Raw genomic sequence first — 13,558 nt, forward strand, 5'->3', positions numbered from 1 at the left:
GCTGCATCACTCGAGCAGTCCCTGCTGTGCCCCGCGGCTGCCGCGCCGCGCGGCCCGCCGCTGCAACGCGAACAATCCGTACCCGAGGAATCCGACGACGACACCGGCTATACACGTCGGAAGCGCATCCGACCACCGGTCGCCCGTGACGATCACCACGACCATCGCGACCGCCCACAGAGTGGTTCCCAGAATCAGCGCAGGTCGCGGGTCGGCGAGGCGCTGAGTGAGGGGTCGGCGATCTGCGGTTTCGTTCACCGAATGAACGCTACCCTCGCCGTGGTGCCCTAATCTCCAAGGGCGACGCGCGACTTCTGGCGATGGGGACTGAACAATGGGTGCTGCTCCGAAACTGCTCGACAACTACTTCAAGATCACCGAGCGTGGTTCGACGGTAGGCGCGGAGATTCGCGGCGGTGTGGTGACGTTCGTCGCGATGGCGTACATCGTGGTGCTGAACCCGCTCATCCTCGGCAGCTTCTCCCCGGACGACGCCGTCGCCAAGACGGACGTCCTCGGCAACATCCTCCCCGTGAACCAGGTGGCCGCGGTCACAGCCCTGGTGGCGGGACTGATGAGCATCGTGTTCGGGGTCGTCGCCAACTACCCCTTCGCGATCGCGGCGGGCCTCGGCATCAACAGTCTCCTCGCCGTCACCATCGCGCCGCAGGTCACCTGGCCCGAGGCGATGGGTCTCGTCGTGATCGACGGTGTCATCATCGTCGTGTTGGCGCTCACCGGTTTCCGGACGGCCGTCTTCAATGCCATTCCCGCCGAGCTGAAATCCGCCATCGCCGCCGGTATCGGCATGTTCATCGCGTTCATCGGTCTCGTCGACGCCGGGTTCGTGCGGCGCATCCCGGACGTCGCGGGCACCACCGTCCCCGTCGGCCTGGGCATCAACGGATCGATCTCGTCCTGGCCGACCGTGACGTTCGTGTTCGGTGTGCTGCTGATGGGTGTCCTGGTGGTGCGCAAGGTGCGCGGCGGTCTGCTGATCGGCATCGTCGTCACCACCGTGCTGGCCGCGATCGTCGAGGCCGTCGCCGGCGTCGGACCGTCGCTGGGCGTGAACCCCTACGGCTGGAACCTCAGCGTTCCGGCCGCTCCCGATGTGCTGGCGGAACTTCCGGATCTCAGCCTCGTCGGCGACGTCAGCATCTTCGGGGCGTTCACCCGCATCGGCGTGCTCGCGGCCAGCCTGCTGGTGTTCACGCTCGTGCTCGCCAACTTCTTCGACGCCATGGGCACGATGACCGGGCTCGGCAAGGAGGCAGGCCTGACCGACGAGGACGGCAACCTTCCCAACATCGGACGGGCCCTCGTCGTGGAGGGCACCGGCGCGATCGTCGGCGGCGGGGCCTCCGCGTCGTCCAACACGGTCTTCGTGGAATCCGCTTCGGGTATCGCCGAGGGCGCCCGCACCGGACTCGCGAATGTGGTGACGGGACTGCTGTTCCTGGCCGCGATGTTCCTGACCCCGCTGTATTCGGTGGTGCCGATCGAGGCGGCCGCGCCCGCGCTGGTCGTCGTCGGCGCGATGATGATCGGCCAGGTCCGGGACATCGACTTCACGAAGTTCTCGATCGCGTTGCCCGCGTTCCTCACCATCATCGTCATGCCGTTCACGTACTCGATCGCCAACGGCATCGGCGTCGGATTCGTCTCGTGGGTCGTGCTCAATGCTGCGAGCGGTGGTATCAAGAAGATTCACCCGTTGATGTGGGTGGTGGCGCTTCTGTTCGTGGCCTACTTCGCGGTCGGTCCGATCACCGACGCAGTAACGTAAACGGCGGCCGATCGGTCCCGTATTGTCATTCCCGTGACCACGGATACGCGAGCACTCGCCAGCGACCTCTCCCTGGCTGTCGTGCGCCTCACGCGTCACCTGCGTGGGCGCCGCGTCGACGCCCAGGTATCGCTGACCCAGCTGTCGGCACTGGCCACCCTCGCCCGCGACGGCGCCATGACGCCGGGCAATCTCGCGGCGCGCGAGAAGGTGCAGCCGCCGTCGATGACCAGGGTCATCGCGTCCTTGGTCGAACTGGGACTGGTCGAGCGGGCACCGCATCCCACCGACGGACGCCAGATCATCGTCACGCTGTCGGACGCCGGTCACGCGCTGATCGCCGACGAGACGCACGCCCGCGAGGCGTGGATGAACGAGCGGCTGTCCGGGCTCGACGAGGCGCAGCTGAAGACTCTCCGCGACGCGGTCGGCATCATCACGTCCATCGTCGCCGACTCGGAGTGAACCGCCGCGGCTGATCGGCAGCTGCCCAGCAGTACAACGGCATTCGGCTCCCCGGAACGTGGGTAGGTATCCGTTCCCGCGATATCGCGGAGCAAATCATCTGCCGGAGAACGCAATCGGAATCCCCGGCGGTCCGGCCACCGAGGCGCGCACAGGGGCAGGTCGAAGGCGTTCCGGTGGCGGGAGCAAGATGGAAGGGTGCCGCCCGAACCCGAAACCACCGCCCCAGACCAGCCGAAGACCGGCATGTTCGCCGCTCTCCGCACCCGGAACTACCGGTTGTGGGCGTCGGGACAGATCGTCTCCCTCGTCGGCACGTGGATGCAGCGGGTGGCGCAGGACTGGCTGGTCCTGACGTTGTCGAACGGCAACGCCCTCGCGGTCGGGATCGTGATGGCACTGCAGTTCGGCCCGACCCTGTTCCTGTCCGTGTGGGGCGGCGTCCTCGCCGACCGGTACGACAAGCGGCGCATCCTCATCGCGACACAGGTGTCGATGGCGTTGTGCGCGCTGGTGCTCGGCCTGCTCGACGTCGGCGGACTGGTCGCCCTGTGGCACGTCTATCTCATCGCGTTCCTGATGGGCTGCGCGTCCGCGATCGACGCGCCGGCGCGGCAGTCGTTCACGATCGAGATGGTCGGCAAGGACTCGCTGCCCAACGCCATCGCGCTGAACTCCATGACGTTCAACACGGCCCGCATCATCGGCCCGGCGATCTCCGGTGTGCTCATCACCCTCATCGGCACGGGCTGGGTGTTCCTGCTCAACGTGGGCACGTTCACCGGTGTGCTGATCGCACTGCTGATGATGAACGCCCGCGACCTGTTCACGGCACCCCAGGCGGAACGCGGGAAGGGGCAGGTCCGGGAGGGTTTCCGCTACGTGTGGAGTCGCGCCGACCTGCGGGTGCTGATGGTGGCGATCTTCATGGTGTCCACGTTCGGTCTGAACTTCCCGATCAGTCTCGCCGTTCTCGCCCGCAACACGTTCGATCGCGGTGCGGACGCCTACGGACTGCTGTCGACCACGCTCGCCGTGGGCACGCTGGCCGGCGCCACGATCGCCGCGAAACGCACGACCCCGCCCCGGCTGCGCACGTTCCTCGGGGCCGCCGCCGCATTCGGGGCGTTCGAGATCCTGGTCGGGGTGATGCCCACCTATGCGCTGGTGGCGATCATGCTCGTCCCGACCGGTGCGTTGACCCTGACGTTCACGACGGCGGCGATGAACATCCTGCAGATGTCCGTGCCGTCCGAGATGCGCGGCCGGGTGATGGGTATCTACATGCTCTGTTTCCTCGGCGGCACCCCGCTGGGCAGTCCCGTTCTGGGGTGGCTGGCCGACGTCCTCGACCCCCGCGCACCGCTCGTGATCGGCGGCGCGATCTCCCTGGTCAGCGGCATCGGCGCGGCTCTGTACCTGATGCGGCACCAGCGGGTGTGGATCACGGTGCGCAGACCGGACGCCGGCCGCCACCTCCCGGTGATCGAACTGCGCAACGTGCTCGAACCGCGCCCCGTCGTGGTCTGCGACGCCACCGAACAGGCCGTGGAGGCCAGCCGCGACCCGCGGTCCTGACGGCCCGGGCCGTTCAGACGCCGACCGCCGTCGCCACGGCCCGCCGGGTCAGCACTCTCGCGAGGTGGGTGCGGTACTCGGCGTCGGCGTTGCCGTCGGTGACGGGGTCGGTGCCCTCGGCGGCGTGCTCGGCCGCCGCCCGGATCGACTCCGGGTCCGCGGCCTTGCCGACGAGCGCGTCCTCGACGCCGCGAGCGCGCACCGGAACCGACCCCATGTTGGTCAGCGCCACCCGCGCCTGCCGGATCGTGCCGCCGTCCACCTGGATCGTCGCGGCCACCCCCACGATCGACCAGGCCTCCGCCACCGTGTTGAACTTCTCGTACCGCGCCTCCCAGCCGGTGTGCTTCGGGATCCGCACGTCCACGAGGATCTCGTCCGGTCGCAACGTGGTGGTGTAGTAACCCTCGAAGAAATCGGCGACCGGAATGGTCCGTCTGCCCGCGGGGCCCACCACGGTGAGGGTGGCGTCGAGGGCCAGCGCGGGTCCGCACAGGTCACCCGCCGGATCGGCATGCGCGAGAGCGCCGCCCAGCGTGCCGCGGTGCCGGATCTGCGGATCGGCGACGGTGCGGCTCGCCTCGACGAGCAGCAGCGCGTGCTCCTGGACGAGCGGGTTGCGGATCACGTCGTAGTACGTGGTCATTGCGCCGATCACGATGCTGTCTCCGTCCTCGCGCACGCCGCGCAACTCGCCGATTCGTCCCAGGTCGACGAGGGTGCTCGGCGAGGACAATCGCAGCCGCAGGACCGGCAGCAGACTCTGCCCGCCGGCGAGGATCTTGGCGTCCTCGCCGGCCTCGGCGAGCGCGGCCACCGCCTGGTCGACGGAGGTCGGGGCGACGTAATCGAAGCTCGACGGAATCATCGGGCACCTCCCTGGGCGGTGTGGACGGCACGCCAGACCCGCATCGGCGTCAAGGGCATCTCGATGTCACGCACCCCGAACTGCCGGACCGCGTCGAGGGCGGCGTTGACGACGGCCGGGGTGGACGCGATCGTCCCCGCCTCGCCGACCCCCTTGACGCCCAGCGGGTTACCGGTGGCGGGGGTCTCGGTGCGGCCCGTGGTGAACGACGGCAGATCCGCTGCCGACGGAACCGAGTACTCGGCGAACGAACCCGACAGCAGGGTGCCGGACTCGTCGTACACCGCCTCCTCGTACAGGGCTTGCGCGATGCCCTGCGCGAGCCCGCCGTGCACCTGCCCCTCCACGATCAGCGGGTTGACCACGTGCCCGATGTCGTCGACGCACACGTAAGAGCGGATGCGGACCTTCCCGGTCTCGGTGTCGACCTCCACCGCGCACAGGTGCGTGCCGTGCGGGAACGAGAAGTTCTCCGGGTCGTACGCCGCCTCGGAGTCCAGGTTCGGCTCCACACCGTCGGGTAGATCGTGCGCGGCGAACACCGCGAGCGCGACGTCGGCGATGCCGACCGCCTTCTCGGTGCCCTTCACCCGGAACCGGCCCTCGGTGAACTCGAGATCGTCCTCGGCGCATTCCATCAGGTGCGCCGCGATGGGTCTGGCCTTGGCGATCACCTTCTCGGCGGCTTTCACCACCGCGATCGCACCGACCGCCAGCGACCGGGATCCGTAAGTGTCCATCCCACGCGGCGACGTCTGGGTGTCGCCGTGCAGCACCTCGACGTCCTCGAACGGAACCCCGAGCTGATCCGCGACCACCTGGCTCCACGCGGTCTCGTGGCCCTGGCCGTGGGCGGAGGAACCGGTGACCACCTCGACCTTGCCGGTGGGCAGCATCCGGATCGCCGCGTGTTCCCACCCGCCGGCCCCGTAGGCCAGCGCGCCGAGCGTGCGCGACGGCGCCAGACCGCACATCTCGGTGAACGTGGACACCCCGATGCCCAGTTGCACCGGGTCCTTCCGCTCGCGGCGCTCCGCCTGTTCGCGGCGCAGCCCGTCGTAGTCGAACAACTCCCGTGCCTGCGCGGTGGCGGCCTCGTAGTTGCCGGAGTCGTACGTCAGGCCCGCGACGGTGTCGAACGGGAACTCCTCGTGGGTGATCCAGTTCTTCGCCCGCAATTCCAGTGGGTCGAGCGACAACTCGGTCGCGAGTTCGTCCATCATCCGTTCGATCGCGAACGTCGCCTCCGGTCGCCCCGCCCCGCGGTACGCGTCGGTGGGCACCTTGTTCGTGAACACGTTGGTGCACGTGAAGTGATACGCCGGGAACTTGTAGATGCCGTTGAACATGAACGCGCCCAGGATCGGCACCCCCGACGTCACCAGCCGCAGGTACGCGCCCATGTCGGCGAGCAGTTCCACCTTCATGCCGGTGACGGTGCCGTCGCGGCGGGCGGCCAGCGTCAGCTTCTGGATCTGGTCGCGACCGTGATGGGCCGCGAGCATCGATTCGCTGCGGGACTCGGTGTACTTGACCGGCTTGCCGAGTCGCCGCGCGACGAGAAGCGCGATGACTTCCTCGGGCGTCACCTGCAGTTTGCCGCCGAAACCGCCGCCGACGTCCGGTGCGACGACGCGCAGTTTGTGCTCCGGGATGTCGAGCGTCATCGCGAGCATGAGCCGCAGGATGTGGGGGATCTGCGTGGCCGACCACATGGTGATCTGGGCGCCGGTCGGGTCGACCACCACCGAGCGGGGTTCCATGAACGCCGGGATGAGCCGCTGCTGCCGGAACGTGCGTTCGACGAGTACCTCGGCGTCGCGGATCGCTTGCTCCACGTCGCCGCCGGTGCCGGCCTCCGCGGAATCGAACGTCCAGATGGCGCTGACGTTCGTCTCGAGATCGGGGTGCACGAGTTCGGCGCCGTCGGCGGCCGCGGACGCGAGGTCCAGCACGACCGGCAGGTCGTCGTACTCGACGTCGATCGCCTCGAGTGCGTCGTGCGCCTCGTAGGCGCTGCGCGCCACCACGACCGCGACGGCCTCGCCTGCGAAGTTCACCCGGTCGACCGCCACAGACGGGGCGGGCGGCGACTTCATGTCCGGGGTGATCGGCCAGGCGCACGGCAGGCTGCCCTGCTCGTCGGCGAGGTCGGCGCCGGTGAAGACCGCGACGATGCCGGGCATCTCGCGGGCGGCGGAGGCGTCCACACCGGTGATGCGGGCGTGCGCGAACGGGCTGCGCAGGATCGCCAGGTGCTGCATGCCGGGCAGCACCAGGTTGTCGGTCCATCGAGTGCGACCCGTGATCAGGTGTTCGTCTTCCTTGCGTGTGCGGGCCTTGCCGATTTCCGGTTCGGCGGTGGCGGTCATCGCACACCTCCCTGCGCGGTGTCGGTCTTCGCGTCCTTCGGTGTCTCGGCGGTGCTGCCGCCGCGCAACCGCTGCGCCGCGTCCTGGACCGCGCTGACGATGTTCTGGTATCCGGTGCAGCGGCACAGGTTGCCTTCCAACCCCAGCCGCACCGTCCGCTCGTCCGGGTCGGGTTCCTCGGCGAGCAGGTCGAGGGTCTGCATGATCATGCCGGGTGTGCAGTAGCCGCACTGCAGGGCGTGGTTGTCGCGAAACGCCTGCTGTACGGGGTGCAATTTCCCGTTGCGGGACAGGCCCTCGATGGTGAGGATGTCGCCGCCGTCGGCCTGCACGGCGAGCACCGAGCAGGACTTGACGCTGTGACCGTTCAGATGAACGGTGCACGCCCCGCAGTTCCCGGTGTCGCAGCCGATGACGGTGCCGACCTTGCCGAGCCGGTCCCGAAGATAATGGACGAGGAGTAGTCGTGGTTCCACGTCGTCCGTGTATGCCGTTCCGTCGACGGTGACGGTGATGCGCATCGCGCCTCCAAAGCCGAGAGCCTCAGGTGATACGTCCTACTCTGCGCCGACCGGGCCCGAACAACACCCGGAATCGGGGAACCGCTTCCGGATCGGTCACGTCCGGCGCGCCACCTCGAGCAGTTCCTGCAGCGTCGCGAGACTGTGGCCGGCGAGGAGCCGGTCGATATACGGCAGCGCGGCGACGATCCCGGACTGCACCGGTTCGTACCCGTCCGCGCCGGCGTGCGGATTCACCCACAGCACGGCGTGGGCAAGCCGGCGCAGCTGAGCCATCTGCTCCGCGAGCAGGGTCGGGTCGCCGCGCTCCCAGCCGTCGGAGAAGATCACCACGACGGCGCCGCGGGCCACGCCGCGGCGCCCCCAGCGGTCCAGGAATGCGCGCAGCGTCTCGCCGAGGCGGGTGCCGCCCGCCCAGTCGGGCACGGCCCGGCTCGCGGCGGCCAGTGCCACTTCCGGGTCGCGGACCCGCAGCGCCCGGGACAGCCGGGTCATCCGGGTGCCCAGCGAGAACACCTCGGTGCCCGCCGGATTGCTCCGCGCGACGACGTGACCGAACCGCAGGAGCGCGTCGGCGTACGGGCTCATCGATCCGGACACGTCGATCAGCAGTACCATCCGGCGCGGCCGGGTGGCCTTGCGGTGGTGGCTCGGCCGCACCGCTTCGCCGCCCGCCGCGAGCATGCCCCGCACCGTCCGGCGCGGATCGACGGCGCCCCGGCGGGCGGGACGCATCCGGATGGCCGGGCGGGTCGGGGGCCGCGGGCGCAGGGTGGCGATCAACTCGGCGAGGTGCGCGCGCTCGGCCGCGGTGAGGTCGGCGATGTCCCGGTGGCGCAACACCTCGGCGTCGTCGGCCGCGACCCGCAGCCGCGGCGCGTCCCCACCGGCGTCGCCGCCGTCCGTCGAAGTCAGGGCGGCGGACCTGGCCCGGCGCGGCTGCTCCCCGGACCGCGGCGTGTGCAGCGGGACGGTACCGCCGAACCAGCCCTCGAACGCCGAGTCGTACCGCGGGATGTCGTCGGGACCGCGGCACAGGGTCGCGCGCCCCGCCCAGTACACCTGACTCGGATCGCTTACATCCACCTGGCGGAGGGCCCGGATGAACGCGGCGACGGCGTCCGACGCGACCGGCAGTCCCGCCGCCGCGAGGGCGTGCGAGAACCCGGCGAACCCCACCAGCGGGTCGCCGGCGTCCGGGGTCGCGGGCACGGTGCTCACCCCGCCAGGAGCCGGTCCAGTCCCGCCCGGGCCACGCGTTCGAGGTCCTCGCGGTACTTGAGGACGGCGCCGAGCGTCGCGGCTGCGGTTTCCGCGTCCAGCACGTCCCGATCGAGTTCCTGCAGTGCGCGCGCCCAGTCCAGCGACTCGGCCACCCCCGGCGGCTTGAGCAGTTCCATCTCACGCAGGGAGTGGACGGCGTGCGCGACCTGGCCGGCGAGTTCGGCCCCGATGCCGGGGATGCGGCGGCGCAGGATCTCGACCTCCCGCGCCAGATCCGGGTGTTCGAGCCAGTGGTACAGGCAGCGGCGTTTGAGGGCGTCGTGCACCTCGCGGGTGCGGTTGGACGTGAGCACCACCAGCGGCGGTGTCGCTGCCCGCACCTCGCCGAGTTCGGGGATGGTGACGGCGTTCTCGTCGAGGACCTGCAGCAGGAACGCCTCGAACTCGTCGTCGGCGCGGTCGATCTCGTCGACGAGCAACACACACGGGGCTTCGGTGAGGGCCCGCAGCAGGGGGCGCGCCAGCAGGAACCGCTCGGTGTACAGGGAGCGTTCGACGGCGTCGGCCTCGAGGGATCCGTCGCTCGCCGCCTCCAGCGTCCGCAGGTGCAGCAGCTGCCGCGGGAAGTCCCAGTCGTAGAGCGCCTGCGCGGCGTCGATTCCCTCATGGCACTGCAGCCGGATCAGCGGCAGGCCGAACGCCTCCGACAGCGCGGCCGCGAGCGACGTCTTGCCGGTGCCGGGTTCGCCCTCGCAGAACAGGGGCCGTCCCATACGTATCGCGAGGAACGCGGCCATCGCGACGCCGTCGTCGGCGAGGTACCCGGTGGCGCCCAGCGCCCGCGCCAGTTCCGCGGGCGAACCGACCGTCGGCGTGGAATCACTCACGTCCGCGAGCCTAGATCAGTGCCCACGCCCCGGTACCCGACTCGGGCAACGGTGCACGCCGTCAACCATCCGGCTCCACTCGGCCGCGGTCCTCGCTCAACCGCCGGAACATCGCGGTGGCGCCGAATCTCGCGGCCACCCGCTCGGCGAGTCCCGGCGCGATCTGCGCCAGGGCGAGCAGGGGGCGGATCGGTGCTCCGCTCTCGACGACCTCGGGCAGGTCCCGCCGAATCGCCCGGATCACGGTGGCGGCGACCTTGTCGGTGCTGGTCTCGCCGGCCATCCGGCCGGCCCTGATTCCGCGTTCGGTCATCCGCTGGTACATGCCGTCGCCCGCGATGAACCCGGGGCACACGACGGAGAAGCCGACCGGTGCGCCCGCATATTCCGCGCGCAGCGACTGGGTGAGACCGATCAGGCCGGCCTTCGTCGCGGCGTACGGCGCGCAGTACGCCGGACCGATCTTCGCTGCCAGCGACGACACGAACACCACGTGACCGCGACCGCGGTCGAGCATCCCGGGAAGCGCCCGGCGAGTGAGAAGCAGTGGTGCGGTGAGGTTTACGTCGACCATGGCGGTGAGCTCGGCGTGGTCGAGCCGGGTGAACGCCGAGACGTTCTCCACTCCGGCGTTGTTCACCAGGACGTCGAGGGGGCCGACCGCCGCCTCGGCGCGCTCGATCAGCGCATCGAGCAGGTCCAGTCGATTCAGGTCTCCGGGCACGGCCTCGGCGCGCACACCGAGCGCACGCAGTTCCACCACGAGTTCCGCGAGTCGGTCCTCACGCCGGCCGGACACGGCGACGGCGACACCCTCGCGCGCCAGGGCCCGGGCGACGACGCGACCGAGACCGCCGGAGGCGCCGGTCACCAGAGCCGTGCGTCCGTGCAGGTGCTTCATTCCTTCGAGCTTTCGCGCCCCGCGGAGGGGAGTCAACGCTGTGACGCCGCGCATACGGCAATATGGACCGGTGGTTCACGTCATCGACATAACAGATCCGGCCGATACCAGGCTGGACGACTTCCGCGATCTCAACTCCTCGGACCGGCGGCCCGATCTCCCCGAGGGTAAGGGCCTGGTGATCGCGGAGGGTGTGCTGGTGGCGCAGCGACTGCTGGCGTCCCGGTTCGACCCGATCGCGCTGCTCGGCGTCGATCGGCGGCTGGAGGAACTGGCCGACGACCTCGACGGCGTGGACGTGCCGTTCTATCGGACGACGGCGGACGTCATGGCCGAGGTTGTCGGGTTCCACCTCAACCGGGGTGTGCTCGCGGCGGCGCGTCGCCCGGCACCCCTCGAACTGGCGGATGTGCTCGAGCACTCCCAGACGGTCGCGGTGCTCGAGGGTGTGAACGATCACGAGAACCTGGGCGCGATGTTCCGCAACGCCGCGGGGCTCGGCGTCGACGCCGTGGTGTTCGGCAAGGGGTGTGCCGACCCGCTGTACCGCCGGGCGGTCCGGGTGTCGATGGGGCACGTCCTCCGGGTTCCGTTCGCGCACGTGACGAAGTGGCCGCACGATCTGGAAGCGTTGCGGGAGCGGGGGTTCCAGCTGATCTCGCTGACCCCGAACCCTGAGGCGGTGACGCTGGCGGAGGCGATGACAGGGGAGAAGGTGGCGCTGCTGCTGGGCGCGGAAGGGCCGGGCCTCACCGAACACGCCATGCGCGCCACGGACATTCGTGCCCGCATCCCGATGGCACCCGGAACGGACTCACTCAATGTCGCGACGGCGGCGGCGATGGCGTTCTACGAGCGCGTCCGCACGGGCCGGTGAGAATCCTGGACCCTCATTCCCCGTATCCGCCGCCGACGGGAACACCGTGGTTCACCGGACTTCTCGTGGCAGCGTTCGCCGCGGCGGTGGTGGCCGTCGCGATCATGGCGTTCGGCTCGCAGCTCGCCCGGATCAATCCCGCGCTCGCGGTGTTCCTCGAACTCGTCGTGGTGGCCGGGGTCGCGCCGTCGGTGTGGCGACTGCGCCGGGCACCGGTGTGGCGGTGGCTGGTGTACGGCGCCGCGGCCGGAGTTCTCGCGGGCTGGTCGGCGCTGCTCGTCGGTGCCGCCTGACTCCCGCGGGCGTCAGAAGCCGAAGTAGCGGCGGAGCAGTCCGCCCTTGCGGGCGGCCGGCGGCGGAGCGGGCGTGGTAACGGGTTCGGGGGCGGGGTGTTCCACCTCGGCGGGTTGTTTTACCTCGGCGGGAGGCTCGACCGCCGGACCTTCGCCGGGCGGGTGGACGGTGAAACCGAGTACGGTGATCTTTTTCGGGTCGATCTCGGTGCCCTGGGGGGCGCCCGTGTACCGGAAGTTCAGCCATTCCCGGTTGGCACCCTCGGCGAACTGCTGCGGGTGGAACGGCAGCGACTGTGGGTCGGGCAGCACGCCCGGCGGATGTTCGAGCGGGAAGTCGCCCGCCCAGAACGGTCTCTCCCACACCAGGGGGATGCCGAGGTCCTCGTGAATGTGGACCGGCGTGGCGCTGAACGCGCGGGTGAGGTGCCCGTCCTCCCACATCGCGAACGAGCCCCACGCGATGTCGGGCTTGGATGCGATGTAGTACGTCTTCGCGGATTCGGTGGGCCGGACGCGTGTTCCGGGCAGGGTCGACGGCCGGGGAACGGCCAGATCGGGCCCGCACACGACGGTGATGCCGGGGTAGGAACCGATGTGCACGGTCCCCGCGGCGTCGAGTCGCGCGGCCTCGGCCAGCGGAACCGGGCCGGTGGGGGTGGCCGCCAGGTCGGGATAGAGGCGGGCGGCGAGTCGCCGCGCCGCAGCGAGGTCAGGCTCGGGGTGATGTCTCAGAACAGCCGCAGGGTCGGGGACGTCGACGTACCAGATCGTTGATACCTTGGCCCCCACGGTCATCCCCCTCTTCCGAAGTCTTCCTGAAAGAGTACGACCCCGACCGGGTTCCCGGCCTGCTTACCGCGCCGACGGTCAGCGTCCGCTGCTGCGGACACCGAGCAGGACGTCGTCCCAAGAGGGGAGTGCGGGTTTGCCGCGCTTGTCCTTGTTGTTCGTCTGGTGCGGGGCGATCTTGGGTGCGGCCGGCTCCTCGGGCGAAGCGGGCTCGTCCTCGGGCTCCTCGGTGACGTCGGCCTCGATGATCTCCTCGGGCTCGATCGTCGGCACCTCCACCTCGGTGGGGAACTCGGCGAGTTCGAGCTGTTCCGGTTCGTCGGACGCCACCGGCGCCAATCCGCGCAGCGGACGGCCGAAGTCGGGGTCGATCAGGTCGAAGGCGGTGTCGTCGAGGGCGACGATGGTGCCACCGTGCGCGTCCGGTTGATACCGCCAGTGCGCCGCGTTGGTGGTCCGCCCGGCCTGCCACTGCAGCTGGGCGACCCAGTGATTGTCCTCGTCGCGCCACGCGTCCCACGCGGCGTCGTCGATGTTGTGTCCCCGCGCGCGGAACGCCTGCGTGACGATCTCGGCGAGAGTGGGAACGGCGGGGCCGTTGTCGCGCACCGGGTGTCCGCCCTGCGCCATCTCGGCCGCACGGGAACGTTCGAGCAGAACGGGATACGCGAAGCGCTCCACCTTCGCCAGGGGGATACCGGCCTCGTCGGCAACCTGTTCGACGGAGGCGCCGGCACGGATGCGGGCCTGGATTTCGCGGGGCCTGAGCTGACTGTCCATTTCGATCTCAATCTGGCCGAGTCGAGCGATGTCCCCGCGGGATGCAGCGCGGAGTTTGTCATCGGCGGGAAGCCGGAATTTTTCGCCGGTACTGGCATCTGCGCACACGACGTGCGAACCATCGGGCTCGAGACCGATCACTCGAAGCTCTCGCACGTTGACCTCCTTATCGCGCCGGCTCGCGACTCTGCGCCCCGGCAACTGTAATTCA

Annotated in this window: 14 protein-coding genes; 5 read left to right on the forward strand and 9 right to left on the reverse strand. The window is 69.7% G+C overall.

The window, feature by feature from the left end; translation table 11 throughout:
* Nucleotides 1-6 precede the first annotated feature (6 nt).
* Nucleotides 7-258, reverse strand: a complete 252-nt coding sequence (locus tag CJ179_RS26700) for a DUF2530 domain-containing protein (RefSeq protein WP_072944820.1) — start codon at nucleotides 256-258, stop codon at nucleotides 7-9.
* A gap of 76 nt (nucleotides 259-334) precedes the next feature.
* Between CJ179_RS26700 and CJ179_RS26705 the strand changes: the two genes are divergently transcribed.
* The 3 genes from CJ179_RS26705 to CJ179_RS26715 all read left to right on the forward strand — a co-directional run bounded on the left by CJ179_RS26705 (nucleotide 335) and on the right by CJ179_RS26715 (nucleotide 3,832).
* Nucleotides 335-1,789, forward strand: a complete 1,455-nt coding sequence (locus CJ179_RS26705) for an NCS2 family permease (RefSeq protein WP_095863375.1) — start codon at nucleotides 335-337, stop codon at nucleotides 1,787-1,789.
* Between the two features lie 33 nt (nucleotides 1,790-1,822).
* Nucleotides 1,823-2,254: a MarR family winged helix-turn-helix transcriptional regulator gene (locus tag CJ179_RS26710; protein WP_005244136.1), complete on the forward strand. Its 432-nt coding sequence runs from the start codon at nucleotides 1,823-1,825 to the stop codon at nucleotides 2,252-2,254.
* Between the two features lie 246 nt (nucleotides 2,255-2,500).
* A complete protein-coding gene (locus tag CJ179_RS26715; RefSeq protein WP_095863626.1) occupies nucleotides 2,501-3,832 on the forward strand; it encodes an MFS transporter in 1,332 nt (443 codons plus the stop codon).
* A gap of 13 nt (nucleotides 3,833-3,845) precedes the next feature.
* On the opposite strand, the gene CJ179_RS26720 is transcribed toward CJ179_RS26715, so the two are convergent.
* The 6 genes from CJ179_RS26720 to CJ179_RS26745 form a co-directional block, all read right to left on the reverse strand.
* The gene (locus tag CJ179_RS26720) at nucleotides 3,846-4,700 is read right to left on the reverse strand and encodes a xanthine dehydrogenase family protein subunit M (protein ID WP_095863376.1); all 855 of its coding nucleotides are present in this window, start codon (nucleotides 4,698-4,700) and stop codon (nucleotides 3,846-3,848) included.
* On the reverse strand, nucleotides 4,697-7,072 hold the full coding sequence (locus CJ179_RS26725; protein ID WP_095863377.1) for a xanthine dehydrogenase family protein molybdopterin-binding subunit: 2,376 nt from the start codon (nucleotides 7,070-7,072) through the stop codon (nucleotides 4,697-4,699). Before CJ179_RS26725 ends, CJ179_RS26720 begins: the two co-directional genes overlap by 4 nt.
* Nucleotides 7,069-7,593, reverse strand: a complete 525-nt coding sequence (locus CJ179_RS26730; RefSeq protein ID WP_072944810.1) for a (2Fe-2S)-binding protein — start codon at nucleotides 7,591-7,593, stop codon at nucleotides 7,069-7,071. Before CJ179_RS26730 ends, CJ179_RS26725 begins: the two co-directional genes overlap by 4 nt.
* A 96-nt stretch (nucleotides 7,594-7,689) precedes the next feature.
* A complete protein-coding gene (locus tag CJ179_RS26735) occupies nucleotides 7,690-8,805 on the reverse strand; it encodes a VWA domain-containing protein (RefSeq protein WP_095863627.1) in 1,116 nt (371 codons plus the stop codon).
* Nucleotides 8,806-8,810: 5 nt separating this feature from the next.
* A complete protein-coding gene (locus tag CJ179_RS26740) occupies nucleotides 8,811-9,704 on the reverse strand; it encodes a MoxR family ATPase (RefSeq protein WP_072944809.1) in 894 nt (297 codons plus the stop codon).
* 61 nt (nucleotides 9,705-9,765) lie between these two features.
* The gene (locus tag CJ179_RS26745) at nucleotides 9,766-10,605 is read right to left on the reverse strand and encodes an SDR family oxidoreductase (RefSeq protein WP_095863378.1); all 840 of its coding nucleotides are present in this window, start codon (nucleotides 10,603-10,605) and stop codon (nucleotides 9,766-9,768) included.
* 70 nt (nucleotides 10,606-10,675) lie between these two features.
* On the opposite strand from CJ179_RS26745, the gene CJ179_RS26750 reads away from it, so the two are divergent.
* Nucleotides 10,676-11,482 (forward strand): RNA methyltransferase, encoded by an 807-nt coding sequence (locus CJ179_RS26750; RefSeq protein ID WP_095863379.1) that lies wholly within the window; start codon nucleotides 10,676-10,678, stop codon nucleotides 11,480-11,482.
* A gap of 2 nt (nucleotides 11,483-11,484) precedes the next feature.
* Nucleotides 11,485-11,775: a DUF2537 domain-containing protein gene (locus CJ179_RS26755; RefSeq protein WP_095863628.1), complete on the forward strand. Its 291-nt coding sequence runs from the start codon at nucleotides 11,485-11,487 to the stop codon at nucleotides 11,773-11,775.
* Between the two features lie 12 nt (nucleotides 11,776-11,787).
* Here CJ179_RS26755 and CJ179_RS26760 read toward each other — a convergent pair whose 3' ends face one another.
* Nucleotides 11,788-12,573, reverse strand: a complete 786-nt coding sequence (locus tag CJ179_RS26760) for a hypothetical protein (RefSeq protein ID WP_083395617.1) — start codon at nucleotides 12,571-12,573, stop codon at nucleotides 11,788-11,790.
* Between the two features lie 72 nt (nucleotides 12,574-12,645).
* Nucleotides 12,646-13,503, reverse strand: coding sequence for a septation protein SepH (gene sepH / locus CJ179_RS26765; protein WP_072944804.1), 858 nt, complete (start codon nucleotides 13,501-13,503; stop codon nucleotides 12,646-12,648).
* Nucleotides 13,504-13,558: the final 55 nt, after the last annotated feature.

Source organism: Rhodococcus sp. ACS1 (genome assembly GCF_002300155.1).
Taxonomy (GTDB): Bacteria; Actinomycetota; Actinomycetes; order Mycobacteriales; family Mycobacteriaceae; genus Rhodococcus_F; species Rhodococcus_F koreensis.

What these genes read in the sequence shown, in the direction of transcription:
- CJ179_RS26760 (WP_083395617.1), bottom strand. Translation starts at nt 12,573, where the DNA reads ATGACCGTGGGGGCCAAGGTATCAACGATCTGGTACGTCGACGTCCCC.
- CJ179_RS26715 (WP_095863626.1), top strand. Translation starts at nt 2,501, where the DNA reads ATGTTCGCCGCTCTCCGCACCCGGAACTACCGGTTGTGGGCGTCGGGA.
- CJ179_RS26720 (WP_095863376.1), bottom strand. Translation starts at nt 4,700, where the DNA reads ATGATTCCGTCGAGCTTCGATTACGTCGCCCCGACCTCCGTCGACCAG.
- CJ179_RS26745 (WP_095863378.1), bottom strand. Translation starts at nt 10,605, where the DNA reads ATGAAGCACCTGCACGGACGCACGGCTCTGGTGACCGGCGCCTCCGGC.
- CJ179_RS26730 (WP_072944810.1), bottom strand. Translation starts at nt 7,593, where the DNA reads ATGCGCATCACCGTCACCGTCGACGGAACGGCATACACGGACGACGTG.
- CJ179_RS26725 (WP_095863377.1), bottom strand. Translation starts at nt 7,072, where the DNA reads ATGACCGCCACCGCCGAACCGGAAATCGGCAAGGCCCGCACACGCAAG.
- CJ179_RS26705 (WP_095863375.1), top strand. Translation starts at nt 335, where the DNA reads ATGGGTGCTGCTCCGAAACTGCTCGACAACTACTTCAAGATCACCGAG.